General features: G+C 67.7%; 23 protein-coding genes. 9 read left to right on the forward strand and 14 right to left on the reverse strand.

Going from position 1 to position 26,363, the window contains the following annotated elements; genetic code table 11:
- Positions 1 to 52: 52 nt before the first annotated feature.
- The 3 genes from ACP7AZ_RS03795 (at position 53) to rplS (ending at position 3,264) form a co-directional block, all read left to right on the forward strand.
- The gene (locus tag ACP7AZ_RS03795) at positions 53 to 1,903 is read left to right on the forward strand and encodes a DUF885 domain-containing protein (RefSeq protein WP_426036217.1); all 1,851 of its coding nucleotides are present in this window, start codon (positions 53 to 55) and stop codon (positions 1,901 to 1,903) included.
- A 178-nt stretch (positions 1,904 to 2,081) separates the two neighbouring features.
- A complete protein-coding gene (gene trmD / locus ACP7AZ_RS03800; protein ID WP_426036219.1) occupies positions 2,082 to 2,831 on the forward strand; it encodes a tRNA (guanosine(37)-N1)-methyltransferase TrmD in 750 nt (249 codons plus the stop codon).
- Between the two features lie 4 nt (positions 2,832 to 2,835).
- Positions 2,836 to 3,264, forward strand: coding sequence for a 50S ribosomal protein L19 (gene rplS / locus ACP7AZ_RS03805; RefSeq protein ID WP_303696550.1), 429 nt, complete (start codon positions 2,836 to 2,838; stop codon positions 3,262 to 3,264).
- 278 nt (positions 3,265 to 3,542) lie between these two features.
- On the opposite strand, the gene ACP7AZ_RS03810 is transcribed toward rplS, so the two are convergent.
- The 5 genes from ACP7AZ_RS03810 to ACP7AZ_RS03830 form a co-directional block, all read right to left on the reverse strand.
- The gene (locus tag ACP7AZ_RS03810; RefSeq protein ID WP_426036221.1) at positions 3,543 to 4,631 is read right to left on the reverse strand and encodes an aldose epimerase family protein; all 1,089 of its coding nucleotides are present in this window, start codon (positions 4,629 to 4,631) and stop codon (positions 3,543 to 3,545) included.
- A 65-nt stretch (positions 4,632 to 4,696) separates the two neighbouring features.
- The gene (locus tag ACP7AZ_RS03815) at positions 4,697 to 6,343 is read right to left on the reverse strand and encodes a pectate lyase (RefSeq protein WP_426036223.1); all 1,647 of its coding nucleotides are present in this window, start codon (positions 6,341 to 6,343) and stop codon (positions 4,697 to 4,699) included.
- A 253-nt stretch (positions 6,344 to 6,596) separates the two neighbouring features.
- Positions 6,597 to 7,607 (reverse strand): sugar kinase, encoded by a 1,011-nt coding sequence (locus ACP7AZ_RS03820; protein WP_426036225.1) that lies wholly within the window; start codon positions 7,605 to 7,607, stop codon positions 6,597 to 6,599.
- 20 nt (positions 7,608 to 7,627) lie between these two features.
- Complete coding sequence (gene kduD, locus ACP7AZ_RS03825) at positions 7,628 to 8,386, reverse strand: 2-dehydro-3-deoxy-D-gluconate 5-dehydrogenase KduD (protein ID WP_426036227.1); 759 nt, start codon at positions 8,384 to 8,386, stop codon at positions 7,628 to 7,630.
- A gap of 12 nt (positions 8,387 to 8,398) precedes the next feature.
- Positions 8,399 to 8,563 carry a hypothetical protein gene (locus ACP7AZ_RS03830; protein WP_426036229.1) on the reverse strand — a complete coding sequence of 55 codons (165 nt, stop codon included), beginning with the start codon at positions 8,561 to 8,563 and terminating at the stop codon, positions 8,399 to 8,401.
- A 119-nt stretch (positions 8,564 to 8,682) separates the two neighbouring features.
- Here ACP7AZ_RS03830 and ACP7AZ_RS03835 point away from each other — a divergent pair, with 119 nt between their 5' ends.
- The gene (locus tag ACP7AZ_RS03835) at positions 8,683 to 9,342 is read left to right on the forward strand and encodes an RpiB/LacA/LacB family sugar-phosphate isomerase (RefSeq protein ID WP_426036231.1); all 660 of its coding nucleotides are present in this window, start codon (positions 8,683 to 8,685) and stop codon (positions 9,340 to 9,342) included.
- 156 nt (positions 9,343 to 9,498) lie between these two features.
- On the opposite strand, the gene ACP7AZ_RS03840 is transcribed toward ACP7AZ_RS03835, so the two are convergent.
- Positions 9,499 to 10,488, reverse strand: coding sequence for a LacI family DNA-binding transcriptional regulator (locus ACP7AZ_RS03840; RefSeq protein WP_426036233.1), 990 nt, complete (start codon positions 10,486 to 10,488; stop codon positions 9,499 to 9,501).
- On the opposite strand from ACP7AZ_RS03840, the gene ACP7AZ_RS03845 reads away from it, so the two are divergent.
- From ACP7AZ_RS03845 to scpA, 4 genes are all read left to right on the forward strand, one after another.
- Positions 10,442 to 11,581, forward strand: a complete 1,140-nt coding sequence (locus tag ACP7AZ_RS03845; RefSeq protein ID WP_426036235.1) for a 2-keto-4-pentenoate hydratase — start codon at positions 10,442 to 10,444, stop codon at positions 11,579 to 11,581. The genes ACP7AZ_RS03840 and ACP7AZ_RS03845 overlap by 47 nt on opposite strands.
- Before the next feature lie 78 nt (positions 11,582 to 11,659).
- Positions 11,660 to 12,970 carry an MFS transporter gene (locus ACP7AZ_RS03850; RefSeq protein WP_426036237.1) on the forward strand — a complete coding sequence of 437 codons (1,311 nt, stop codon included), beginning with the start codon at positions 11,660 to 11,662 and terminating at the stop codon, positions 12,968 to 12,970.
- 314 nt (positions 12,971 to 13,284) lie between these two features.
- Positions 13,285 to 14,676, forward strand: coding sequence for a methylmalonyl-CoA mutase family protein (locus tag ACP7AZ_RS03855; protein ID WP_426036239.1), 1,392 nt, complete (start codon positions 13,285 to 13,287; stop codon positions 14,674 to 14,676).
- Entirely contained in the window at positions 14,673 to 16,817 is a 2,145-nt protein-coding gene (gene scpA / locus ACP7AZ_RS03860; protein WP_426036241.1) for a methylmalonyl-CoA mutase, read from the forward strand. The genes ACP7AZ_RS03855 and scpA overlap by 4 nt, the downstream gene beginning before the upstream one ends.
- A gap of 1 nt (position 16,818) precedes the next feature.
- Here the strand turns inward: scpA and ACP7AZ_RS03865 are convergent, their stop codons facing one another.
- The 5 genes from ACP7AZ_RS03865 to ACP7AZ_RS03885 all read right to left on the reverse strand — a co-directional run bounded on the left by ACP7AZ_RS03865 (position 16,819) and on the right by ACP7AZ_RS03885 (position 22,489).
- Entirely contained in the window at positions 16,819 to 17,229 is a 411-nt protein-coding gene (locus ACP7AZ_RS03865; protein ID WP_426036243.1) for a hypothetical protein, read from the reverse strand.
- Between the two features lie 21 nt (positions 17,230 to 17,250).
- A complete protein-coding gene (gene mnmC / locus ACP7AZ_RS03870; protein ID WP_426036245.1) occupies positions 17,251 to 19,071 on the reverse strand; it encodes an FAD-dependent 5-carboxymethylaminomethyl-2-thiouridine(34) oxidoreductase MnmC in 1,821 nt (606 codons plus the stop codon).
- Between the two features lie 115 nt (positions 19,072 to 19,186).
- Positions 19,187 to 19,459, reverse strand: coding sequence for a hypothetical protein (locus ACP7AZ_RS03875; protein WP_426036247.1), 273 nt, complete (start codon positions 19,457 to 19,459; stop codon positions 19,187 to 19,189).
- Between the two features lie 260 nt (positions 19,460 to 19,719).
- Complete coding sequence (gene motA, locus ACP7AZ_RS03880) at positions 19,720 to 20,592, reverse strand: flagellar motor stator protein MotA (protein WP_426036249.1); 873 nt, start codon at positions 20,590 to 20,592, stop codon at positions 19,720 to 19,722.
- 97 nt (positions 20,593 to 20,689) lie between these two features.
- Positions 20,690 to 22,489 carry a long-chain-acyl-CoA synthetase gene (locus ACP7AZ_RS03885; RefSeq protein WP_426036251.1) on the reverse strand — a complete coding sequence of 600 codons (1,800 nt, stop codon included), beginning with the start codon at positions 22,487 to 22,489 and terminating at the stop codon, positions 20,690 to 20,692.
- A gap of 358 nt (positions 22,490 to 22,847) precedes the next feature.
- Here ACP7AZ_RS03885 and ACP7AZ_RS03890 point away from each other — a divergent pair, with 358 nt between their 5' ends.
- Positions 22,848 to 23,390 (forward strand): hypothetical protein, encoded by a 543-nt coding sequence (locus ACP7AZ_RS03890; protein WP_426036253.1) that lies wholly within the window; start codon positions 22,848 to 22,850, stop codon positions 23,388 to 23,390.
- Between the two features lie 66 nt (positions 23,391 to 23,456).
- Here the strand turns inward: ACP7AZ_RS03890 and ACP7AZ_RS03895 are convergent, their stop codons facing one another.
- The 3 genes from ACP7AZ_RS03895 to ACP7AZ_RS03905 form a co-directional block, all read right to left on the reverse strand.
- Complete coding sequence (locus ACP7AZ_RS03895) at positions 23,457 to 24,776, reverse strand: PQQ-dependent sugar dehydrogenase (RefSeq protein ID WP_426036255.1); 1,320 nt, start codon at positions 24,774 to 24,776, stop codon at positions 23,457 to 23,459.
- A gap of 10 nt (positions 24,777 to 24,786) precedes the next feature.
- Positions 24,787 to 25,326, reverse strand: a complete 540-nt coding sequence (locus ACP7AZ_RS03900) for a lipocalin family protein (RefSeq protein ID WP_426036257.1) — start codon at positions 25,324 to 25,326, stop codon at positions 24,787 to 24,789.
- A gap of 66 nt (positions 25,327 to 25,392) precedes the next feature.
- Positions 25,393 to 26,310 (reverse strand): DUF1206 domain-containing protein, encoded by a 918-nt coding sequence (locus ACP7AZ_RS03905; protein WP_426036259.1) that lies wholly within the window; start codon positions 26,308 to 26,310, stop codon positions 25,393 to 25,395.
- Between the last annotated feature and the right edge of the window lie 53 nt (positions 26,311 to 26,363).

The raw sequence follows: 26,363 nt of genomic DNA on the forward strand, positions 1-26,363 counted from the left end.
ACCGGCAACGCATCGGGGACGGTCGCTGAACGAACAGTTCACGGAGTTCCCTATGCGTCGTCTTCTCGTTTCTTGCGCCAGTTTCAGCCTGATTGTCGCGGCGGGGTTGGGAACGGCGGCCCTCGCTCCGGTGCCGGCCGGCGTGACGACCCAGGCGGCTGCGACGGCTGAAGCAGACGCTTCGCTGGCCGCCTTCTTCGAGGCCGCCTACGGCGAACGCATCGCTCTGAGCCCCCAGCAGATGACCTCTCTGGGCATGAAAACAGCCTACGACCGGCTGGACGAGTACACCCCCGACGCCGAGGTCCGCTCCGTCGCCCTGGCCGAAGCCCAGTTGGCGCGGATGAAGGCCGAACACGACTTCGACGCCCTGAGCCCGCAGAGCCAGCTGTCGTGGCGGATGTTCGAGAACGGAGTGGAGCGCCAGGTCTCGGGCGCGCGGTTCAGCGACCACGACTACATCTTCGCCGCCAACGGCAATCCGGCGACCGGCATCCCGGTCTTCATGATCAACAACCACCGGATCGACACCGCCGAGGACGCCCGCGCCTACGTCGCCCGGCTGGTGGAGGTCGAGCGGGTCATGGGCGAGATCTCCGCCGACGTGACGCGCCGTGCCCAGGCCGGCTTCGTCTCGCCCACCTTCGTCTTCCCGATCACCATCGCCGATACCCGCAACGTGATCTCCGGCGCGCCGTTCGACGACGCGGCCGACAACCCGGTCTGGGCCGATTTCCAGAAGAAGGTGGATGCGCTCGACGCCTCGCCCGAGGAAAAGGCGACCCTGCTGGCCGCGGCTCGCGAGGCCCTGACCGGTCCGTTCCGTCGCGGCTATGAGCAGATCCTGACGACCCTGGCGGAAGTTCAGCCTCTGGCGACGTCCAACGAAGGCGTCTGGCGCCTGCCCGACGGCGACGCCTACTATGCCGAGCGGGTCCGGAACTCGACCACCACAGACCTGACGCCCGACCAGATCCACGACATCGGCCTGTCCGAGGTCGCGCGCATCCAGACCGAGATGGAGGCGATCAAGACGGCGGTCGGCTTCGACGGCACGCTTCAGGCGTTCTTCGCCTACATCAAGACGGATCCGCGCTTCCAGTATCCGAACACCGAGGCGGGCCGCGAAGCCTATCTGGTCGATGCGCGGGCGGCGGTGGCGGATGCGATGGAGGCGGCGCCGCGCTTCTTCCACACCCTGCCCCGGGCTCCGCTGGAGGTCCGCGCGGTCGAGGCCTGGCGTCAGGAGACGGCCTCGGTCGCCTTCTACAACCGCCCGGCGCCGGACGGGTCGCGCCCGGGCATATACTACGTCAACCTGGCTGACATGACCCAGGTGCTGAAGCCCCAGGTCGAGGGCATCAGCTACCACGAGGGCGCGCCGGGCCACCATTTCCAGATCGCCTTCGCCCAGGAGATCGAGGGCCTGCCGCGCTTCCGTCGCTTCGGCGGTTACGGCGCCTATTCGGAAGGCTGGGGCCTCTACACCGAGCGGCTCGGCAAGGAGATGGGCTTCTATCAGGACCCCTATTCGGACTTCGGCCGGCTCTCGCTCGAGATCTGGCGCGCCGCGCGTCTGGTGACGGACACCGGCCTGCATTCCAAGCGCTGGACCCGCGAGCAGGCGATCGAATATTTCCAGCAGAACACGCTCGTGTCGGAGCGCGACATCGTCAAGGAGGTCGAGCGCTACATCACCAATCCGGGCCAGGCGACCAGCTACAAGATTGGTCAACTGAAGATCCTGGAGCTGCGGGCGAGGGCTGAGACCGCGCTGGGCGACCGCTTCGACGTGCGCGACTTCCACGCGGTGGTCCTGGGCGGCGGCGGCGTTCCGCTGGACATCCTGGAGGAGCGGGTGGACGCCTGGATCGCGGCCGGAGGCGGGCGACCGACGCAGTGATCGTCTCCTCCCCGTCCCGGAGGGATGGGGAGGTGTCGGCGAGCGCTTGGCAAGCTGACGGAGGGGGTCTTCGTGCGGCCAGAACCCCTCCGTCTCTCCGGCTTCGCCTCCGAGCCGCCTCCCCGCCGCTGCGCGACAGGGAGGAGACGAGCGGGCCAGAGCGCGCTAGATCGCGAGAATGCCCTTTACCGCCACCGTCCTGACCATGTTCCCCGAGGCCTTTCCGGGCGCACTCGGCGTGTCGTTGATCGGCACCGCCTGGCGCGAGAAGGGGCTGTGGTCGCTGGAAACGGTGGACATTCGCGACTTTTCCGAAGATAAGCGCGGCTTCCTGGACGACACCCCCGCGGGTGGCGGCCCCGGACAGGTGCTTAAAGCGGACGTGGTGGCCCGGGCTCTAGACAGCCTGACAGGGTCGCCCCGGCCGCTTTTGTACATGAGCGCACGCGGTCGACCCCTGACGCAGGCGCGAGTGAAAGAGTGGGCCAAGGCGGACGGCATTGTCGTTCTCTGCGGCCGGTTCGAGGGGGTGGACCAGCGGGTGCTCGACGCCCGGGGGTTCGAGGAGGTCTCCGTCGGAGACGCGGTTCTCGCCGGTGGCGAGGCGGCGGCGATGGTGGTGATCGAGGCGTGCGTACGACTGATCCCCGGCGTTCTGGGCCAGGCCGAAAGCCTGAGTTCCGAAAGCTTCGAGGACGGTCTTCTGGAGCATCCGCAGTACACGCGACCGCGGACGTTCGAGGGGATCGACATCCCGGAGATCCTGTTGTCCGGCGACCATCGCAAGATGGCGGCCTGGCGTCAGGAGCAAAGGGAAAAGACGACGCAGGACCGCAGACCGGATCTCTGGGACGCTCATCTTGCGAATAGACCTGCGGAACCCTCCGCCAAATCAAAGCTAAAGGGCGCCAAAGCCCGAGGAGAATAGAACCATGGCCAACATCCTTCAGACGCTCGAAGCGGAAGAAAAAGCCCGTTTGATCGCCGTGCGCGCGATCCCGGTCTTCCAGCCCGGCGACACACTTCGCGTCAACGTCAAGATCAAGGAAGGCGAGCGCGAGCGCGTTCAGGCCTTCGAAGGCGTCTGCATCGCCCGCGCCGGCGGCGGCGTGAACGAGAACTTCACCGTCCGCAAAATCTCCTTCGGCGAGGGCGTCGAGCGCGTCTTCCCGATCCTGTCGCCGAACATCGAGTCGATCGAGGTCAAGCGTCGCGGCGTCGTCCGGCGCGCCAAGCTGTACTACCTGCGCGACCGTCGCGGTAAGTCGGCCCGTATCGCCGAACGCCAGACCGTCCGCCCCGCCAAGGGCGCCGTGGTCCCGGTCACCGGCACCGCCGACAAGCCTGCCGACGAGGCGTAGGCCTTTCTTTTTGTGCTACCGCCCTTCGGGCTACTTGAGCGCGAATGACCTGAGTAAGGGCCTCGGCGGAAACGCCGGGGCCTTTTTCTCTGTCCTTCTCCCCTTGCGGGAGAAGGTGGCAGCCGAAGGCTGACGGATGAGGGGTCACGCTGACGTCAGAGGTTGGTGCTGGCTCGGTTCGCTCACGCCGACCGCCGGTGAAACCCCTCACCCGACCGCGCCAGAACGACGGCTGCGCCGTCGTGCGCGATCTCCCTCTCCCGCAAGGGGAGAGGGTGCTAACTCACGCTGAACCGGTACTCGGTCCGCGACCGGAAGGTCTCGCCCGGCCTCAGCACGGTCGAGGGGAAGCCCGGCCGGTTGGGGCTGTTCTGATAGTGCTGGGTCTCCAGCGCCACGCCGCAGTGCGGGCGATAGGCGGCCCCGCCGCGCCCGACCAGTTCGACCGTGTTCGCCGTATAGACATGCAGCGCCGGCTCGGTCGTCCAGACCTCGAGCGCCCGACCGCTAAAAGCCTCCGATAGCCGCCCGGCGCGGCGCAGGCCCTGGCCCCGAACCGCGAAACTGTGGTCGTAGCCGCCGCCGATGCGCAGCTGATCGTTCACCTCGAACAGGTCCCGGCCGATCGGTTTGGGCGTGCGGAAGTCGAACGGCGTGCCCGCCACCGGCGCCAGGTCTCCGGTGACGATCTTGTCCGGCGCATAGGCGGCGAAGGCGTCGGCCTCGATCTGCAGCTCGTGGTCAAGGATCAACCGCTCCGGGTCGCCCGACAGGTTGAAGTAGGAGTGGTTGGTCGGGTTCAGCACCGTCGCCCGATCCGTCAGGGCCAGATAGTCGATCGTCAACCGGTCGTCGTGCGTCAGCCGATATGTGACCGAGATCGTCAGCCGCCCGGGGAAGCCCTGGTCGCCGTCGGCGCTGACCAGGGTCAGGACTACGCCCGGTCCGTCGTCGGTCACGTCGGGACGGCCCGTCCAGTTGCGTTTGGCGAAACCGACGGGGCCGCCGTGACTGGAGTGCGGGCCCGAGCCGACGTCGAGCTGGACCTCGCGGCCGTCCAGTTCGAGCCGCCCGTTGGCGATCCGTCCGGCGTAGCGACCGACGGTGGCGCCGAAGTTGCGCGACCGCTCGACATAGTCGGCCAGGCTATCGAGGCCGAGGACGACCTCCGCCATCCGCCCCTCGCGATCCGGCAGTGTCAGCGACTGCAGGATGCCGCCCCAGGTCATGACTCTCGCCTGGGACCCCCGGTCATTGGTGAGGGTGAACATCGTCACCGTCTGGCCGTCCGCCAGCGTCCGCCAGTCCTTCTGATCGACCGGCGGTGTCCGCATGAACGGCATCGACGGCATCCCTGTCCGAGGCATCGACATGCATCCGGCCAGCGGCGTCGCCGCCAGTCCTGTCAGTAGCGTGCGGCGGTCCAGCCGCATCAGGCGGCCGGCGGGCTGAGGGCCTCGATGAGGTCGCCGAGGTTGCGCACGAAGGCCTCGGTCGAGATGCATTCCACCGGGAAGTCGGTGTTGTAGGGCGAGGTGTCCCACAGATCGCCGACGCGGGTGGTCTGGTACTCGCCCCCGGTGACTGCCTCGGGCGACGGGCCGATGTAGGGGTTCGACGTCGTGGTCATCGGCGTCGGCCAGTAGCCGCGCGTGTTGAGGCTCGCCGCCAGCTCGGCCGCCCGTCCGGCCGCCACCGGACGCGGACGTCGCCCGTCGGTCGACATGTCCCAGATGCTGACGTCGCGCAGGGTGAAATACTTCGGCAGTTCCAGCGCGCCCGGACGCGCCTTCAGCGGCGAGGCGGCGATCAGGGCCGCCGGATCCAGCGCGGCCGCGGCTTCCAGCTCTCCGCGCAGGGCGGCAGTGTCCAGGTTCCGGAACGAGCCGTAGTGGATGACCAGATTGTTCGGGTTCTCGTCGGCGTAATAGCGGCCGTTCCTGATGTTCGACCCCCGGCGGTGGATATAGACCGGCGTATTCGAGCCCTCGAGGATGAAGGTCGGATGGGTCCGGCCGGGCGCGATCAGGGTCTGGGGCGTCCTGACCTGGTCCAGCCAGTCCAGCGCCTCGGGCAGCCGGGTCAGATATTTGCGGTCGCCGGTCAGCTTGTAGAAGCCGATCATCGACCGGATGTTGGTCGCCGTCGTGTGGGTGGCGAAGGCGCGCGGCTCGATGGTGCGGGCCGGCGCCGGCATCAGAGTGTCGGGATAGTGCTGCAGCCCCCAGGCGGGCTGGGGCAGGGGCTGCTGGGTGGCGACGAAGATGTCCATGCCGCGCTGGATCGCATCGACCAGCCGCCGGTCGTTCGAGCCGAGGGCCTGGTGGCAGTAGAGCAGGAACTCGATGTTCTCGCCCGCCACGTCGTCGTTGAAGGTGATGTAGGGGGTGTAGTCCGGGTTGCCGTGCAGGCCGCCGGCGCCCTCCACGAACGGGAAGCGCTGGGGCCATCCGCCGTTCGGATACTGGGCGTCGAGGACGAACTGGATCGCCTTGTCGAGCGGCGCCCGGTATTTGCGCTCGCGCTTCTCCAGATAGACCCGCAGCAGCAGCTGCGAGGCCTCGGCCGTGCCGGCGTCGTCGAAGGTGGCGTTGCCGTAGTAGTGCTGGAATTCCTCGAGCCGCCAGGCGTTGCCGCCGATCCGGGCGTACCAGTCCTTCAGGCTGTCCTCGCCCGCCGTATCGATGACGTAGTTCCAGCCGCCGCGCGAATGCTGCCCGGCGATGAGGGCGTCGGCGGCGGCCCTGGCGGCGTCGTAGAACTGCTCGTCGCCGGTGGCGTGATAGGCGTCGAGATAGGCGTGACCCACGGTCGCCGTGCCCGGAGGCTGGACCCAGATCATGGTCAGTGAGGCTTCCAGCTCCCCCCAGCGGCGCGAGAAGTCGGGCAGGACGTTCCACACGTATCCGCCGCCGACGGCGACCTCGTCGGTCATGAAGGCCGTGGCGCGCTTCATCGTGGCCAGGATGGCCGGGCGGTCGGGGGCCGTTTGCGCGAACGCGGCGACGGGCGTTGCGGCCAGGGCGGTCAGCGCGGCGCCTCCAGCGAGCAGGGCGCGACGCGACGGGGTTGGCGACATGGGGAACTCCGGGTCGTTTCCTGGGGACAGACGATCACGAGTCTGACGCTCGTTTGAAATCACGATACATCAATGACACCGGTTTCCTAGAGCCTTCTGAGCCCACTTCTCCTTCATCCTCGGGGCGCGCGGCGAACCCGGGGACCCAGCTGCACCGCTGTCGACCCGGGTGCGCGTTCAGGTCCGCGCGGCTGGGTCCTCGGATCTCCGCTGCGCTGCGTCCAAGGATGACGGAGAGGAGAGGAGAGCGCGCCTACCGCCGGATATCGAAGCCTTCGGCGGCCATGGCGGCCCGCACCTGGGCCTCGTCGAACAGGTTGAAGTCCCCGGGCACCGAATGTTTCAAACCTGCCGCCGCCAGCCCGAAGGCCAGGGCCTCGTCGTTCGACCAGCCTCTGTAGATGCCAAACAGCACGCCGGACGCAAAGGCGTCGCCGCCGCCGACCCGGTCCACGACCCCGGTCAGTGCGATGGGGGCCGCGTGATGCTCGCCGTCGCGGGTGATCATCACCGCCGACAGGGTCTGGTCCTGGACGCTGTCGTTGATGCGCAGGGTGCAGCAGATCCGCTCCAGCGAGGGCCAGGTCTCGAACGCGGCCGTGGCGGCAGCGCGACGGCGCTCGGCCGGATCAGCGTCATCGAACGACCGGCCCAGTACGAGGGCGAAGTCGCGGTCGTCGGCGAAGGCGAGGTTGGACCCCGCCAGCATCTGGCCCAGGATGCGCGGCGGATCACCGGCCCATTCGGCCCACAGCTTGCCGCGGAAGTTTCCGTCGAAACTGACCTTGACGCCCGCCCTGGTCGCAGCGGCGATGGCGGCCAGCGCAGCAGCCGAACCGGTCGGCCCGGTCGCGGGCGTCACGCCCGACAGGTGCAGCCACTCCACCCCTTCGAGCAGCCTGGCCCAGTCCAGCGCCCCGTCGACATGCTGGACGAAGGCCGAGACGGCGCGGTCGTAGAGGACTTCCGACGGACGACGCACGGCGCCCGGCGTCAGGAAATACAGCCCCATCCGGCCGGGCTTGAAGACGATGCGGCGTGTGTCGACGCCATGCTTGCGCACCTCGTCGCGAGCGGCGTGACCCAGCGGATTGTCGGGCAGGACCGTCGCCATGGCGGCTGGCGCGCCGTAACGGGCCAGGGACACGGCGACATTGGCCTCGGCCCCGCCGGGGCGGACGGTCAGGCCAGGCGACTGCATCAGCAGTTCGCCGTCGTTGGGCGTGAGACGCAGCAGCATCTCGCCGAAGCAAAGGATCGTCATGGCGCTACGCTAGTCGCTGATCAGCGTGCGAGCCAGCCGCCGTCGACCGGAAGCGTGATGCCCTGGACGTAGTCAGAAGCTGCCGAGGACAGGAAGACCGCCGCCCCGCCGATGTCAGACGGCTGGCCCCAGCGACCCGAGGGAATGCGGCCGAGGATTTCCTTGGACCGGACCGGGTCGTCCTGCAGCGCCTGGGTGTTGTCAGTGGCGAAATAGCCGGGCGCCATGGCATTGGCGTTGACGCCGTGCTTGGCCCACTCGTTGGCCATCAGCTTGGTCAGGCCCGCGACGCCCGACTTGGACGCCGTATAGGACGGCACCCGGATCCCGCCCTGATAGGACAGCATCGAGGCGGTGTTGATGATCTTGCCCTTGCGACCGCCGGCGATCATGTCGCGAACCACAGCCTGGGACAGGAAGAAGACCGACTTCAGATTGACGTTCAGGACCGCGTCCCAGTCCTCCTCGGTGAAGTCGACGGCGTCGGCGCGGCGGATGATGCCGGCGTTGTTGACCAGGATGTCGATGGGGCCGAGGCCCCTGGTCGTCTCGGCCACGATGCGCTCGATCGGCTCCATGGAGCCGAGGTCGGCCTGGATCGAGATGGCCTTCACCCCCTTGGCCAGGCACTGGCCGACGGTATCGTCAGAGGCGCGGCGCGCGACCGAGGCGATTGACGCGCCTGCGTCAGCGAGAGCCAGGGCGATGCCCTGACCGATACCGGTGTTCCCGCCCGTAACGACGGCGACCTTGCCCTGCAGGCTGAATGGATTGGTCATTTTTGCCCTACTTCAGTTGGCTGACGTCGAGGACGTCGTGTCGGTATGGTCGATGGTCTCGCCGCCCATCGCCCGGACGAAGGTGTAGTCCGTGATCAGATCGCGGTCGCGCAGATCGTCACGGCCCGCGCCGACCATCGAATCCGGACGGGTGGCTTGGTAAATCCTGCAATCCATGCGGCGATCCTCCCACCGGCGTTTGCGGAGCGTGGTAACCGGTGTCAAAACCAGATGCAAATGATCCCGCGAAGGGGTAAAGCCCTCGCCAGCCCCAAAGACTTGCCGAGAGGACACCCATGAAAATCGCCCTGATCACCGAGAACAGCCAGGCCGCGAAGAACGCGATCATCCACGACGCCCTTACGGCGGTGGCCGAGCCCCTGGGGCATCAGGTCTTCAACTACGGCATGTACACGGCCGAGGATAAGGCGTCGCTGACCTACGTCATGAACGGCCTGCTGACCGGCGTCCTGCTGAACTCGGGCGCCGCCGACTTCGTCGTCACCGGCTGCGGCACGGGCATGGGCTCGATGCTGGCCTGCAACGCCATGCCGGGCGTCTTCTGCGGCCTGTTGATCGACCCGACCGACGCCTTCCTGTTCGGCCAGATCAACGACGGCAACGCCATCTCGATGCCCTACGCCAAGGGCTTCGGCTGGGCGGCCGAGCTGAACCTGCAGGACGTCTATCGCAAGCTCTTCGAGGGCGAGCGCGGCCTGGGCTATCCTAGGGAACGTGCCGAGATCATGGCCAAAAACCGCGGCATCCTGAAGTCGCTGAAGGCCGTGACCTGCCACGACATGCTGACCGTGCTGAAGACCGTCGACCAGGACCTGCTCAAGGCCGCCGTTGCCGGCGAGAAGTTCCAGGACTACTTCTTCGCCAACGCCACGGACGAGAGCATCCGCGACTACATCAAGGGCCTCGTCGGCGCGAAGGTGCTCGAGACGGCCTGAGGTAGCGAAACCCTCTCCCGGTGGGAGAGGGCTTGAGCGTCCAGGAGCGCAGCGACTGGAAACGCGAAAGGGTGAGGGTCGTGCGTCTCCGGTGAGATCCGACCCTCATCCGTCCGCTTCGCGGCCACCTTCTCCCAACGGGAGAAGGAAAGGCGTTCACAACGCCCGCGCCGAATCCCTGACCACCAGCGACGGCCTCACCTCCGGCTGGTTGAGCTTGGCCGGATCCAGCCCACGCATCGGCGCCAGCAGCTTCTCCGCCGCCATCCGGCCCATGTCGCGGATCGGCAGGCGCACCGAGGTCAGGTTCGGCCACACCCGCGACGCCATCGGCAGGTCGTCATAGCCGACCACCGACAGGTCGCGCGGAATCTCCAGACCCATGTCGCGAGCGACCTTGAACACGCCCAGCGCCATCTCGTCGTTGCCGGTGAAGATGGCGGTCGGCGGCGGGTCGAGGGCGAGCAGGGTCTTCGCCGCCTCCACCCCCGACTCGAACGTATAGGCGCCCACGGCGACATAGCGGTCGTCCAGCGTCAGCCCCTTTTCGGCGAGGGCCTCGCGGAAGCCGCCGCCGCGCACCGCGCTGGAGCGGAACAGTTCGGGACCGGAGATGAAGCCGATGCGGCTGTGGCCCAGGTCGGCCAGGTGCCGGCCGGCTTCGGCCGCGCCGACATGGTCATTGGTGACGAGCATGGAGCCAGGCTCGTCCAGCGACACCGAGGCGATGCGGACATAGGGACAGTCGAGGTCGCGCAGAACCTGGATGACCCGCTCGTCCTCGGACATCGATGGCGGCAGGATGACGCCGAACAGCTTCTGGCGCTCCACGAAGGTGCGGATGTCGTTCACCACGGTGTCGCCGGTCCGCACGCACGGGTGGACCACAAGCTCCAGCCCCGAACCGCGCAGCGCGTCCAGCACGCCCTGTTGCATGTTCACGACATAGTTCGGGCTGGGGTTGTCGTAGATCAGGCCCACCAGGAAGGATCGGCGGAAGGCGAGGCCGCGCGCCTGCAGGTCCGGGGTGAAGCCCAGTTCCTCAATGACCGCATTGACCCGCCCGCGCGTTTCTTCGCGCACGAAGGGCGACTGGTTGATGACCCGCGAAACCGTCTTCTTCGAGACCGAGGCGATACGCGCCACGTCGTTGATCGTGGGCCGTTTTCCGGGCCTCATCACCGCGCGGGCGGATGTATTGTCGTCGTCGGTCAAGCTCGACCTCATGCTGTGGGCCATGCAGCCTTACAACCGGTCCGGCTGTGACGCCATGCCCACGCTTGCCGCCGGCGCCGATCTCAGCAAGGGCGTTGACACCGGTTTCCTTCCCCTTCAATCATCCCCGAACCGACGAGAAGATCGGCTTCTGGCAAATGATATCGGGACGGCGCGTGACGGGCATTCATCACCATTCGGCGGTCGCGGCATGAGCGCGGCGAACGCCCCGGGCCTGAACGACAGTGTGTCGGACATCGCCACGCGCTTCGTCGGTGCGCGCCTGTCGCATACCGCCCTGTCGGACTATCCGGGCCCGCGCCCGCTCGACATGGCCACGGCCTATGCGACCCAGGACGCGGCCATCGGCCTGTTCCCGGACGAGATTGTCGGCTGGAAGGTCGGCATGGTGCCCCCGGGCCAGCAGCCGACCCTCCAGACGCATCGCCTTGCCGGCCCGATCTTCCGCCGCAATTTCTGGTCGACCTCGTCCGAACCGACCCCGCTGCCGGCCATCCCCGGCGGGTTCGCCGCGATCGAGGCCGAGTTCGTCGCCCGCATCGGCAAGGTCGATCCGTCCAGGCTCGACTGGACCCTGGAAGAGGCGACCGCCGCCGTCGCCGCCATGCATATCGGCGTCGAACTGGCGGGCAGCCCGCTTTCGACGATCAACGACCTGGGCTCGGCCGTGGTCGCCTCCGACTTTGGCAACAACGGCGGCCTGGTGCTGGGCGTCGAGATCGAGGACTGGGCCGCGAGCCTGGATGGCATCGAGGTTCAAACCCTCGTCGACGGCGTGACCATTGGCACAGCCACGGCGGCCGCGATCCCGATGGGCGTTCTGGAATCGGTCCGCTTCCTGATCGAACACCTGGCCCGTCGCGGACGGCCGGTGAAGGAGGGAACCCTGATCTCGACCGGCGCCGTCACCGGCGTCCACCGCGTCGAGATCGGCGCCCAATCCGTCTGCGTCTTCTCGGGCGTCGGTGAAATCCATTGCACGGTCGTTTCGGCCGAGACGTAGTTCAACCATCCCGGAACCCGTCGCGCCGCTCGCGGTGACAAGGCGGGTCAGGACGCGGAAACAGTAAGGACGGGGTCCATGACAGACGCTGCTTCGACCAGGGTCGAACCAATCCAGATCCAGCCGCCGTCGGGCAAATACCGCTGGGTCGTGGTCTGGCTGCTGTTCGCGGCCATGGTCATCAACTATGTCGACCGTCAGGCGCTGGGCGTCCTGAAGCCGACGCTGATGGCCGAGTTCGGCTGGACCGAAACCAACTTCGCCGACATCATCTTCTGGTTCCAGGCCGCCTACGCCGTATCCTACCTGTTGTGGGGACGGCTGGTCGACAAGATCGGGGCCCGATGGGGCTTCGGCATTGCCTTCATCATCTGGCAGATCGCCTTCATCGCCCACGCAGGCATCCGCAGCCTGAACACCGCCATTATCGCTCGCGTTGCCTTGGGCATCGGCGAGGGCGGCGGCTTCCCGGCCGGCATCAAGGCCGTCACCGAATGGTTCCCAAAGAAGGAGCGCGCCTTCGCCGTCGGCCTGTTTAATGCCGGCACCAACATCGGCGCCATCATCACGCCGCTGATCATCCCGCTGATCGCTTCGGTCTGGCTGGGCACGGCCGAAGAGCCCAACTGGCGGATGGCCCTCATCATCGTCGGTGCGCTCGGGTTCCTGTGGGTTCCCGTCTGGTTCATGATCTACAAGCGCCCGGGCGAGCACAAGAAGGTCACCCCGGCCGAGCTGAACTGGATTTCGCAGGACGCCCCCGACCCGGCTCACAAGATCGGTTGGCTCAAGCTGCTGACGGTCAAGGAGACCTGGGCCTATGCCCTGGGCAAGTTCCTGATCGACCCCATCTGGTGGTTCTTCCTGTTCTGGCTGCCGGGTTTCCTGGGCAAACAATACGACCTGAACCTGCTGACCTTCGGCCCGCCGCTGATCGCCATCTATCTGCTCTCGGACGTCGGTTCGATCGGCGGCGGCTGGCTGTCGGGACAGTTCCTGAAGCGCGGCATGAGCCTGGGGGCCGCACGCAAGCTGACCATGCTGATCTGCGCCCTTGCGGTCACGCCCGTCGCCTTCGCCGGCAATATCGACAACATGTGGCTGGCGGTGCTGGTCATCGGCGTCGCCACGGCCGCCCACCAGGGCTTCTCGGCCAACCTCTACGCCATGCCCGGCGACGTCTTCCCGCGCTCCGCTGTGGGGTCGGTGGTCGGCATCGGCGGCATGATCGGCGGCTTCGGCGGCATGGCCATGGCCAAATACGCCGGCTACGTCCTGGACAAGATCGGCAGCTACACCCCGATCTTCGTCGTCGCCGCCTCGGCCTATCTGATCGCCCTGCTGGTCATCCACATCCTGTCGCCGCGGTACGAGCCGGCCAGGGTCTGATCCCCTGAACCCCTCCGCTGAACGGGAGAGGGGTTCAGGCCTATACCCATCAACGGACGCGCCGATTTCCTTAATCGGATCAATGCGTGGCCGTATTGAGAGGCCTTTTGTCCATCACGCCCTGATGCGGGGTTATACTGCCGTTCTTCTGGTGGAGGGATCGGCATGGGCCGGATCGGGGACGGAGCGGCTGCGGGCGGGCGCGACTCTGTCGACTCTGTCGAGTCGCTTTTGGAGTCGCGCGGTCAGTCGATCCGGCTGGACGCCCGGCGGCCAGAGTAGCAATACGGCGCGTGAACCTCGCCGGAGCCTGCATGTCCCAGCCTTTCCCGATCCCGTCGCCCGCCGAATGGCGCGCCGAGGCCGAGAAGGCGCTGAAGGGCAGGCCGGTCGAGGGCCTCGTCCATCTCGACGCCGACCACCTGACGACGCGTCCCTTGTACGGCCGGGCCAATGCGACCGCGGCGGTCTTCGCGCCCCGCGCCTCGGACGCCGACGGTCGCCCCTGGGACCTGCGCACCCAGGTCGAGGGCGATGACCCCGAGGCCGCCAATGCGGCGGTCCTCGCCGATCTCGAAGGCGGCGCCGCCTCGGTCATCCTCTCAGGCGAGGTTCTGACCGATAGCGAACCGCTCGGACGCGCCCTCAACGGCGTGGCGCTGGAGCTGGCCCCTGTCGCCCTCGATGCCGGTCTCGCCGGGCCGGACGCCGCCAACGCCCTGGCCGTGGTCGCCAAGGGTTCCCCCCGCGCGAAGCTGATGTTCCACATGGACCCGCTGAGCGCCTTCGCCGCGACGGGCGGCTCGCCCCGTGCGATCGAGGAGCATATCAGCCTCGCCGCCAACACCGCGGCCCGCCACGCCGGGGCCTATCCGGAAGCCAGTTTCTTCCTCGCCACCGGCCGGGTCGCGCACGAGGCCGGAGGCTCCGCCGGCCAGGAACTGGGCTTCGCCGCCGCCGCCGCCGCGGCCAGTCTGAATGCCGCCGTGGATGCGGGCCTGCCCATCGAGCGCGCCCTGACCGGGACGGTCCTGGGCGTCAGCGTCGACGCCGAGTATTTCGATAGCCTGGCCAAGGTCCGGGCCCTGCGCCTGATCTGGCGTTCGATCTCCAGGGCCTTCGGCCAAGAGGCCCCCGCCCGGATCGAGGCCCGCTCTTCGCGCCGAATGCTGGCGGCCAAGGACCCCTGGCCCAACCTGCTGCGCCTCACCGCCGCCGGCTTCGCCGGCGCTGTGGGCGGGGCGGATGCGGTGGTGCTCGACGGGTTCAGCCGCGTGCTCGGCCGTCCCGACGCCTCCGCCCGTCGTCAGGCCCGCAATACCCAGCTGATCCTGATGGAAGAGGCCCACATCGGCCGCGTCGCTGATCCTGCGGCAGGTTCCTGGTATCTCGATCACCGCACCCGCGATCTCGCCGAAGCCGGCTGGGCCGAGTTCCAGCGCATCGAGCGCGAGGGCGGCATCGTCGCCTCCCTGCGCGGCGGCGCCCTCCAGCAGCGCATTGCCGCCTCGCGCGATTCCGGCAAGGCCGCCCTGTCCGAAGGCGGCGGCCAGATGGTCGGGGTTACGAAGTTCGTCGACGCCGACGTCCGTTCCGTGTCCGTCGAGCCCTCGACCGCCCAAACCCCGGGCTCCGGCGGCGACCGCTGTCCGCCTCTGCCGCCCCTGCGCTGGGCCGCAGCCTTCGAGCAGGAGACGGCGGCATGACCACCCCCGATTTCACCAGAACCACCCTCGACCTGTCGCCGCTGGACGGCGCCCTCGACCGCGCCCCGGTCCGCACGCCCGAAGGCATCGACATCGCCTCCGTCTACGACGCGGCGGCCATCGCCGACCTCGACTTCACCGACGGCCTGCCGGGTTTCGCGCCGTTCGTGCGCGGCCCCTATCCGACCATGTACGCGTCCAACCCCTGGACGGTCCGCCAGTACGCCGGCTTCTCCACCGCCGAGGCCTCCAACGCCTTCTATCGCCGCAACCTCGCGGCCGGTCAGAAGGGGCTCAGCATCGCTTTCGACCTGGCCACCCACCGGGGCTACGACTCTGATCACCCGCGCGTCGCCGGCGATGTCGGCATGGCCGGCGTGGCCATCGATTCCATCCTCGACATGCGGACCCTGTTCGACGGCATCCCGCTGGACCAGATGTCGGTGTCGATGACCATGAACGGCGCCGTCCTGCCGATCCTGGCCCTCTACGTCGTCGCGGCGGAAGAGCAGGGCGTCGAACACAAGGCCCTGACCGGGACCATCCAGAACGACATCCTCAAGGAGTTCATGGTCCGCAACACCTACATCTATCCGCCCGGGCCCTCGATGCGGATCATCGCCGACATCTTCGCCTGGACGACGCAGGAGACGCCCAAGTTCAACTCCATCTCGATCAGCGGCTACCACATGCAGGAGGCGGGAGCCTCCGCCGACCTGGAGCTGGCCTACACCCTGTCGGACGGGCTGGAATACATCCGCGCCGGTGTCGCGGCGGGCATGGACGTGGACCGGTTCGCGCCACGCCTGAGCTTCTTCTGGGCCATCGGCATGGACTATTTCATGGAGGTGGCCAAACTCCGCGCCGGCCGCCTGCTGTGGGCCGAGGCGGTGCAGGAAGAGTTCGCGCCGAAGGACCCGCGCAGCCTGTCGCTGCGCGCCCACTGCCAGACCTCGGGCTGGTCGCTGGCGGCCCAGGACGTGTTCAACAATGTGCCCCGGACCATGGTCGAGGCCATGGCCGCGGCAGGCGGCCAGACCCAGTCCCTGCATACCAATTCGCTCGATGAGGCTCTCGCCCTGCCGACCGACTTCTCGGCCCGGATCGCGCGCAACACTCAGCTGTTGCTGCAGCTCGAGACCGGACTGACCCGGGTCATCGACCCCTGGGGCGGCAGCTTCTTCGTCGAACGCCTGACCCATGAACTGGCCGAGCGGGCCCGCGCCCACATGGCCGAGGTCCGTGAACTCGGCGGCATGGCCAAGGCCATTGAGGCCGGCCTGCCCAAGCTGCGCATCGAGGAGGCCGCCGCGAAGACCCAGGCCCGCATCGACACCGGCCAGCAGACGGTCGTGGGCGTGAACCGGTACCTGAACGACGTCGCGGACGACATTCCGGTGATGAAGGTCGACAACGCCGCCGTCCTGTCGGCCCAGATCGAGAAGCTGAAACGCCTCCGCGCCGAACGCGACGAGGCGAAATGCCAGGCCGCGCTCGACGCTTTGACCGAGGGCGCCAAAGGCACGGAGAACCTGCTCGAACTCTGCGTCCGCGCCGGTCGCGCCCACGCCACCGTCGGCGAGATGTCCGATGCGCTGGAAGCCGCCTTCGGCCGCCACGTCGCGACGGTGAAGACCGTCTCGGGGGTCTATGCCAGGGAGGCCGGGGCCAATCCCAGGATCTCACGCGCGCGCGACATGGTCGCCGCCTTCGTCGAGAACGACGGCGGACCGCCGCGGATCCTGATCGCCAAACTGGGCCAGGACGGTCACGACCGCGGCCAGAAGGTCGTCGCCACCGCCTATGGCGATCTGGGCCTCGACGCCGTCGCCGGTCCCCTGTTCCAGACACCGGAAGAGGCGGCGCGCGATGCGGTGAACAACAATGTCCACGTCGTCGGGGCCTCGTCGCTGGCGGCCGGGCACCTGACGCTGGCGCCCGCGCTGATCGCCGAACTGAAGAAGCTGGGCCGCTCCGACATCATGGTGACGGTCGGCGGTGTGATCCCGCCCGCCGACGTCCAGACCCTGCTGGATATGGGCGTGGCCGCCGTCTACCCGCCTGGATCCGTCATCGCCGACACGGCCATCGACCTGATCGAGAAGCTGAATCGCAAGCTGGGTTACGCCCAGAAGGCCTGACTCAGGGGCGCTGCCGCCCCGGCAAGGCCTCGACCTCGGCCTCGGTCAGGGAGCGTTCGATGCGCGCGAAGCACTGGTCGGGGCCGAAGCGGACGTTCGGCAAGGCGATCCGTGCACTGTCGCCGACGCAGACCTGACTGCCGATCCCCGTCGCCGGCGTGATGACCAGGGCGTTGGCGTTTCCGATATCGGGGCAGCCACCCGCCTGGATCGCGAACACGCCGCCGCCGAGGACCTTGACGTAGATCTGCTCGGTCCCGCCTCGCGTGAAGTTGGTGATCCGGGCGGGCTGGAAGCACTGGCGCGCGCCGCCGTCGGGCGTGCCGATGCCGGAGCCGGGCGTGGCGCCTTCGGTGGGCGCGCATGCGGCGATGCTGGACAGGATGAAGACAAGGGCGATCGGTCGGCGCACAGCGGCGTCTCCTCTTTCCAACTAGACGGATCGACCGTCCTCCGGCCTTGCGCCGGGCGCAAGGGCCGCTCGCGACGGCGTGATCCGCTCGACGACATTGCGGGGCAGGGGCGAGGGCTGGCCCGAGACCAGCGCGGCGACATGTTCTCCCAGCAGAGGCGCTAGGCAGAAGCCTCGCGATCCCAGGCCGCCAAGGACGAACAGGCCGGCATGGCCGGGGACGGCGCCGGCGATCGGCAGGCGGTCTCGCGTGGTCGCCCGGGTCGCAACTCGGGAGCGGACGGCGTCCGGCGCGATGCCTGCGGCGAGACCCGGCAGGCGGGCCGCGAGCGCGGCGAGATTCCGCTCTGTGTCGGCCGGACGGATGTCCGTGGCGGTATCGTCCCGGTCGTGGGTGGACCCGAACAGGAAGCCGGTCCCCGTCGGCGCGACATAGCCGCCCCAGGCCATGGCTGCGGGTTCGCCTTCCCCTTCGACCCATTCGGCCTGGCCCCGCACTGGCGACAGGCGCAGATCCGGCGCCAGTTCGATGGAGCCCGCGCCTGCGCACAGCACAACCGTCTCCGCCTCCGCGAGCACGCCGCCGGTCGCATCAACCACCCGCCATCCTCCGGCAAAAGGTTCGACGCGCGCCGCGTCTCCGGCACGTACCGCGTCGGGACCGAGCCAGTTCCTCAGGATCGTGGGCGGAGCGACGACGAAGGCGGAGGCCATGCACAGGCCTGGGCCCTCGACTGGCTCGCCGGCGATGCGGGACGCTTCGCTGTCGTTCGCCAGTGTGATCTCGCCGTCGGCCCAGATCGGCTGGGTTGCGATCCGCTCGAAGCGTCGGGCATCGCGTTCCGTGCCTGCGAGTTGCAGCACGCCGTGCGCAATGACCGCACCGGGCAAGAGGCTGTAAAGGGCGCCGGCCCGCTCCAGCGCCTGGGCGAACAGGGCGGCCACCGGCTCGTCGCCGAGGTCGAAGCGCGGCTTCACCAGGGCGGCCGGGAAGCCGGACGCGCCCGCTCCGGGGCCGTCGGCCTCGATCACAACAGGTGTGAGACCCGCAGCCGTCAAGGCGCGCGCCACAGCGGCTCCGGCGATCCCTGCGCCGATGACGATCACGCAGCGGGGCGGCGGGGCGACGGCGGGATCACCGGGCCGGCGCGCCTCGAGCCGCTCGCGCTTGCGGCCGTGTCCTGGACGTTTCTCGACGACGAAGCCGCGCTCGGCCAGACCGCGCCGGACCAGGCCTGCGACGGTGAAGGTTGCGACACGGGCGTCGGGCGCCGACTTCGCGGCGATCTGATCGAAGACGGTCTCGGACCACATGCCCGGGTTCACAGAGGGCGCGAACCCGTCAAGGAACCAGGCGTCGGCGCGGCCCGTCCATTGATCCAGCGCCCATTCCGCCTCGCCCACGGCGAGGTCGAGCACGGCGTGAAACTCCGGCAGGTCGATGCGATGGAAGCCCGGGGTCGTGGCCGGCCAGCGCTCGACGAGCGCAGCCGTCACCTCGTGAATCTCGGGCCAGGCAGACAGGGCGCGGCTCGCCTGGTAGGCGTCCAGCGGATGGCCCTCGATGGAGAAGATGTGCAGTCGCCCGTCTTCGGGACGATGTCGCCGCCACAGGTCGAGCAGGGCGGCGATGTTCAGCCCGCTGCCGAAGCCCAGCTCGGCGACGGTGAAATCCCGACGACCAGCCCAGGCCTCGGGCAGGCTGCATCCGGTCAGGAAGACCGCCCGGGTTTCGGCCAGCCCGTCTTCGGCCGAGAAATAGAGGTCGCCATACCGGCCCGACCGGGGCTCTCCGGCCTCGGTCCAGACCAACCTGGGGTCGCGGTCATCCTTATCGGTCATCGCGGGGTCTATAGGCGGCGTGGCGTATTGCGGGCACGAAAAAAGGGACCGCCCGGAGGCGATCCCTTTCCGTCAGACGAAGCGAACTTCGTCCGGATACCAGGTCCGTGAGGACTTAGTGAGCGGCCGGAGCGGCCGGAGCCATTGCTGCGTCGGCAGCCGGGGCCATAGCGCCGTCGGCGGCCGGAGCAGCGGCGGCAGCGGCTTCACCAGCAGCGGCAGCAGCGTCCGTGGCGGCAGCGTCGGCGGTCGCAGCAGCGTCCGTGGCGGTGTCGGCGGCGGCAGCGGCGTCAGCCGAAGCGTCAGCGGCCTTGTCTTCGGCGGCGGGTTGGCAAGCAGCCAGGGTCAGGGCGGCGGCGGAGGCGGCGATCAGGGCGACGATGCGCATGATGTATATCCTTCAGAAGGGGGTTCAAGAGAGGTCATGAATCCTCTCCGTTGGGGAGATAACGGGATCGTGAGCGGATTCGCAAGCGAAATCTCACGGCTTCGTGATCGTCCGCCTTCCGGGAAGGTTACGTCTGAGGGCCAACCCGTTCACCACCTTCGGTCAACGGGGCTTGGACGTCGGTCCTCGGGCTGACGGGATCGTGACCTGTCGGGAGCCGGCGTGAGAACGCCGTGTTCCGGCTGCCTCGAACGAAATGATCAGGCGGCCTCGGGCGGGTTCGCCGCAAGGTGTTCTTCCATCTCCATGAACGACGGCTGGGCCGACGACGGGATGTCGCCACGTCCGATCTCGACCGAGATCTGCGCCGCGTTGCCGTGCAGGTGGGCGACCAGCACCGACTGGATGATCTTGTAGAATGCCGCCTCCTCGTCGACGATCGCCTGCAGGCGCGCTGCCAGCGGTCCGACCAGGCCATAGGCCAGGAATACGCCCATGAAGGTGCCGACCAGGGCGCCCCCGATCATCCCGCCGAGGATTTCTGGCGGTTCGGTGATCGATCCCATGGTCTTGATGACCCCCAGAACGGCCGCGACGATGCCCAGAGCGGGCAGGGCGTCGGCCATGTTCTGAAGCGCGTGCGGCGCGCCTGCCGCCTCGTGGTGATGCTTCTCCAGTTGTTTTTCCATCGCGTCCTCGATCTGGTGAGGATCCTCGAGGTTCATCGTCATCATACGCAGGGTGTCGCAGATGAAATCGATCGCGAAATGGTCCTTCATGACCTTCGGATACTTCTGGAAGATCGTGGACTCGCCGGGCTTCTCGATATGGCTTTCTAGGGCGATGACGCCCTTGGACTTCATCGTCTTGGTCAGGGCGAACAGGAGGCTGAGCAGGTCCTTGTAGTCCTGTTTCTTCCATTTCGGCCCGGCGAAGGCCTTGCCCAACCCGCCCATGGCCGACTTCACGACGCCGATCGAGTTGGAGATCAGGAAGGCGGCGATGGCCGAACCGCCAATGGCCATCAACTCGTGGGGTGCGGCATGGATGATGACTTCAAATTTGCCCCCGGCCAGGGCGTAACTGCCGAACACCATGCCGAACAGCATGACGATGCCGATGATCTGAAACATTTGGCGGTCCGACGTCCCCGGGAGCAGAGACGCCGACCTTCGCCATTAATGATTAACGGTCGCTTAGTCCTCCCCAAAGCGAAGCGCAGGAGGAGGACTAAAGCCGGTTGTGGCCGCTCTGGATCGTGGCGAAACCTTCGGCGGTCAGCCTGGTATAGCCGGACTTGCCGCCCCGAACGTAGATCTGGCCGTCGATCTTCGCCGGATCGAAGCCCTCGGCCACCAGATCGACCTTGCGGTATTTGAAAGTCCCGGTCGTCTCCAGCGCCTTGGCCAGGCGCACGAACACGGGCCGCGCATAGGGCGGCAGCTGTTCGTCGGCCCAGGCGGCGAAATCCTTGGCGGAGAACCGGCCCTCGACCACCAGGGTGACCATGCCGGCCTTGCCGTCGGCCCCCGGGACCGGGACGCCATAGGCGATGACCTCCTTGACGCCGGGCGCGTCGGCCAGCCGCTGTTCGACCTCGGCAGTCGAGACGTTCTCGCCCTTCCAGCGGAAGGTGTCGCCGATACGGTCGATGAAGTAGAAATAGCCCTCCGAATCCTGACGCATCAGGTCGCCGGTGCGGAACCAGCGATCCCCGCGCTGGAACACATCGGTCAGGATCTTCTTCTCCGAGGCGGCCTTATCGGCATAGCCGGAGAAGTCATGTCGGATGTTGTCGCCGATCATGCCGATGGCCTCGCCGATCTCGCCGGCCGAGGCCTCACGCACCAGGCCACTGGCCAGGCGCACTGGCTCTTCGGTATCGACGTCGAAGGCTACCAGGCGGATGTTGATCTGCTTCTTGAGGAATTTCGGGACCCGCCCGATGGCGCCCTGCTTGCCGTCGAAATTGAACAGCGAGACATTGCCTTCGGTGGAGCCGTAGAACTCCAGAATCTCGGGAATGGCGAAGCGGGACTGGAAGTCCGGCCAGACGTCGGGGCGCAGGCCGTTGCCGAAGGCCAGGCGAATCTTGTGCCCGCGCTCGCCCTCCTGCGGCGGGCCGTTCACCAGGTAGCGGCACAGTTCGCCGATATAGACGAACATCGTCGCGCCAGAGGTGTTCACGTCCCGCCAGAAGCTGGAGGTCGAGAATTTGCGCCGCAGGATCAGCCGTCCGCCGTTCAGCAGGGCGGGGCCGACACCGACCAGGCCGCCGGTCGAGTGATAGAGCGGCAGGACATTGAAGATCCGGTCCGTCGGCGTCGATTGGGTGCAGCCGGCGAAGGCGCGCATGTAGGTCCGTGCCCGGGCATGGTGGATGCGCGCCGCCTTCGGCATGCCGGTCGTCCCGGAGGTGTAGATGTAGAGCGCGGTATCGCGGTTGGTGAGGCCGTCGCGGATGTTGCGGTTCGGGCGCACTGACGATCCGCTGCGCACGGCGTTGTCCAGTCCACGCCGCTCGGAGACCTCGTCAGCGTCCCTCAGGCCCAGGACCCACAGCATCATGGTGCGGCTGACGAAGGGCCGGGCCTCTTCGCACTTCCGCCAGGTCTCCTCGTCGGCCACGACCACGGCGACGCCGGCGATGTTGAGGCAGTGGGCCAGGGCATGGCCGGTCAGATTGGTGTTGATCAGGGCGGTGGCGATACCGGCCTTCGAGAACCCCATCCAGGCGGCGATGTATTCCGCTCTGTTGGTCATCACCAGAGCGATGACGTCTGTGCGCCGCAGGTTCCGGCTGCGCGCCCAGTGGGCATAGCGGTTCGCCATGCCGTCGAGGTCGCGATAGGTCAGCGACCGGTGCTCGTCCTCGAGGGCGATATTGTCAGAGAATTTATCGACCGCTTCCTCGAAGTCGTCGCAGACCAGAACGTCGCTATCCAGGGCGATCGGCTTGATGCGCTTGAGCAGCCGACGCAGACCGGCCGCGAACTTGAGATCGCGTCGGATGTTGGCCGCCAAACCCATGGTCGCTGTCGCTCCGTATGCAGGCGTAAGTCAAACCGGTGATGAACAACCGGCGGGACGGGGTCAACCGGCAGGGGAATCCGTAACGTCGGTCGGCGACGTTTCCGCCCGGGCGTGGCGCCGTTGCGTCGGCGCCGCCGGGTAAACCCGAGGCAGGGGCTCTTTTGGATCGAGTCTCCCACAAGGCTCCACTCAAGATTACCTGCTCCTGAACGCGACCAAGGTCAAGATTTGGCCGTGATTGCTGTAGACCGAGACCGGTTTGTGTCGATGACGGTGTTTCTTGAAGGCGCATGAGTTGTTTCGGAACCTCGATCGCCGACGGTTGTTTTTCCGGCATAACCTTGGAGTAACGCAGATGACTGTGACCTATACGGATGACGCCATTCGGAACACTTCGGTCGAGGCCGATAACTTCGTGCCCCGCTACGCCCGCGCCAAGCGCGCGAACAAGGGTGTGCAGACCTGGATGATCCTCGCGCCGATCGGTGCCCTGGTCCTGATCGGCGGCGGTGCGGCCATGATGATGGGCGGCGGAACCGAGACCCAGCCCCTCGTCGAGCCCCAACTCGTCGCGCCGATCGCCCGGCCCATCGAGGCCGCGCCTTCCCCGCTGGAAAGCTCGGTTGCCCCGGCCGCCCTGACGAGCCCCGCCGCCGCTTCGGTTCCGGTCGTTCGTGAAGCCGCCCCGAGCCCGCCTCCCGCGGTTCAGCGTCGTGTCGGCGCAGTCGAAAGTCGCGCCGCTGCGACCCCCGCCGTGGCGCCGCGAACGGAAACCGTGACCGAACCCACCGGCCCGGTTTCTTACAGCGCTTCACCTTCGACCGGCGCGGCCCCGACCGCGCCAGCGCCGACCGTGACGCCGTTGGTCCCGGCCATCCAGACCACCCCGCTGACCTGATTGACGGCGAAGACAAGAAAGCCCCCGGTTCGCGCCGGGGGCTTTTTGCTGTCCGCGTTCCTGCGCTCAGGTCGCGGGAACGACCCGCCAGATGACATTGCCCACGTCGTCGGCGACGAGCAGGGTGCCCAGTCGATCGACCTGCACCCCGACCGGCCGGCCCATCGCCTCGCCCTCGGCGTTGAGGAAGCCGGTCAGGAAGTCTTGCGGCGAGCCCGATGGCCTTCCGTTGGCGAAGGGCACGAAGATCACCTTGTAGCCGGCCTTCGGCTCCCGGTTCCACGATCCGTGCTGACCCACGAAGGCGCCGTGGCTGTAAGCGGCCGGGAAGGCGGTCCCCTCGTAGAAGGTCAGACCGAGCGATGCTGTGTGGGCGCCCAGCGCATAGTCGGGCGCGAGGGCTGCGGCGACCTTGGTCGCATCCTGGGGTTGGACCCGAGCATCGACCGTCTGGCCGTAATAGCTCCAGGGCCAGCCGTAGAAGCCGCCGTCCCGCACCGAGGTCATATAATCGGGCACCAGGTCGTTGCCGAGCTCGTCCCGCTCATTCACCGCGACCCAAAGCGCCTGGCTGTCCGGCTGCCAGGCCAGACCGACGGGATTGCGCAGGCCCGAGGCGAAGACCCGCTGGGCGCCCGTGGCGATGTCGATCTCGTGGATGGCCGCGCGGCCTTCCTCCTCGTCCATCCCGTTCTCGCCGATGTTCGAGTTGGACCCGACTCCGACATAGAGCTTCGTGCCGTCCGCCGAGGCGACCACACTCTTGGTCCAGTGGTGGTTCCGGCCTGCAGGCAGGTCGGCGATCTTGGTCGCCGACGCGGCGATCTGCGTCTGGCCCGCCTGATAGGGAAAGGCGACGACGGCGTCGGCATTGGCCACGAACAACCGGTCCCCGACCAGGGCCATGCCGAAGGGCGACATCAGGTTCTCAAGGAAGGTCGACCTGGTCTCCGCCACCCCGTCGCCGTCCGCGTCGCGCAGCAGGATGATGCGGTTGGGGCTTGGCGGGGCCGCGCCCGCCCGCTTCATCACCAGACCCATGACCCAGCCGCGAAGGCCGCCCGACTTGCCCTCCGGCTTGGGCGGCGCATTGGTCTCGGCAACCAGGATGTCGCCGTTGGGCAGGCGATAGAGCCAGCGCGGGTGGTCCAGACCGCTCGCGAAGGCCTGGACCCGGAACCCCTGCGGCGCGGTCGGCACGACGCCGTCCGGCCACCCGATCGCCGGGGCGATATTCACCGTCGGCGCCAACAGGTTCCTGTGCGGCTCCACCAGGGTCGGCTGGGCGCCATAGGTCGAGCCCTCGGGCGCGACCGGCCCGCTTCCGCAGGCCGCGAGCGTCAGGGCTGCCGCGCAGACCGCGAGAACGAGGGGCGTATGGCGCATGGTTCGGATCCTAGAAGGCAGGGAATTCGAGGCGGCTGACATCATAGCCAAGGGCGCGGGCGCGCTCGACCAGTTCAGCACGTTCGGCGGCGTTGGGAACCTCCCGCGTATAGATCCAGAGCTTCTCGAACTTCGGATCGGCCGAGATGAACCAGCTGTAGTCTTCGGCGTGGTCCAGCACCCAGTACTCCCAGGTGATCAGACCCCCCAGATAGCGGGCGCGGAGCTTGGCGTTGAAGCCGGGGTCGAGGATCGTGCCCGAGGCGCCGATGGCCTTCTCGCGACCGTCCGGCGTGTCCTGCTGGCACGTGTCGCGCACGCCGATCCGGGTCGGCGACCGGATGACATAGTTGGTCGCGCCGGCCACGCAGCCGTCGGTCAGGCTCATCGGCAGGCGGGCGATCTCAAGCCAGCGGCCGGAGTAGAACCGCTCCAGATCCACCGCTCGCGCCGGCTGGGGCGCGCGGACCTGATCGGCGGGTATGGAGGTGGCGCAGGCGCTGACGCCGACGACCGCGACGGCGGCCATGACCAGGGTTCGAATCGACATCGGCATTCCTCGCGCGACATGCAAAAGCATAGATACGAGGCCAGTTCCGTCGGCGGACGCGCCAGACTATCCGGCGGCCAGATCTTTCGGCACGCGGATGCGCCGGAAGCGGGCCTCGACGAAGGCATAGGCGCCGAAAGCGATCAGGCCGATCGCTGTTAGTGCCAGCATCAGGTCGCCGCCTGGCTGACGCTCCAGCGCCTCCAGCGCGGTGCCGAAGGTTTCGACCTTCGACGACTGGGCCCGCCATCCCGCCAGCGTCACGAACAGGGCCAGGGGCAGATAGGCCAGACCCCGCGCGACATAGCCGATCCGCGCCAGCGGCAGCACCCAGCGACATACCGTCTTCGAACAGACCAGGGTCGCGCCGAAATCGTTGATGACGCCCATGACGACATTACCGACGCCGAGACCGGCGATGATCAGGCCGATGATCATCAGGGCCGCGCCCCCAAACGGCAGGTCCAGCACGATGGAGGCCTTCTCCTGGTTCTCCGCCAACTGTTCGGCGCCCATCGACGGTCCCACCTCATCCAGCAGCTGGAACACGCCGGAGGCTAGCACGGCATAGGCCAGGCCGCTGAACCCCTGCGTAGCCCGCACGACCCAGCCCTGTAGGTTCGAACCCTCGTGATCGACGTCTAACACGGCCTGTAACACGCGCCAGCCGACGAAGGCCCAAAGGCCGGCGCCGATCAGGATCAGCCAAAGCCGACCGAACGGCTGCTGCGCCAGGACATAGAGGACGCCGTGCGGATCGACGGCCTGGCCCCTCATGCCGATGGCCGTGGCCAGCATCAGGATGCCGACCGAGACATAGACGAAGCCATTGGCCGCGAAACCGAAGCGCGACGACGCCTCCAGCGCGTCATGCAGCCGCGGAAACCGGTCGCGCCATGTCCGCCGTTTGCGCAAACGGTCGAACAGGCCACTGACGCCGGAACGCAGGCGGCCGATGCCGAGGTCGGGGGGTGAGGGAGCCATATCGTCTCGAACACGCGGAGCCGTTCAACGCCGGAGGTTGCGGATCGCTCCCG

Source organism: Brevundimonas sp. DC300-4 (assembly GCF_049897365.1).
Lineage (GTDB): Bacteria > Pseudomonadota > Alphaproteobacteria > Caulobacterales > Caulobacteraceae > Brevundimonas.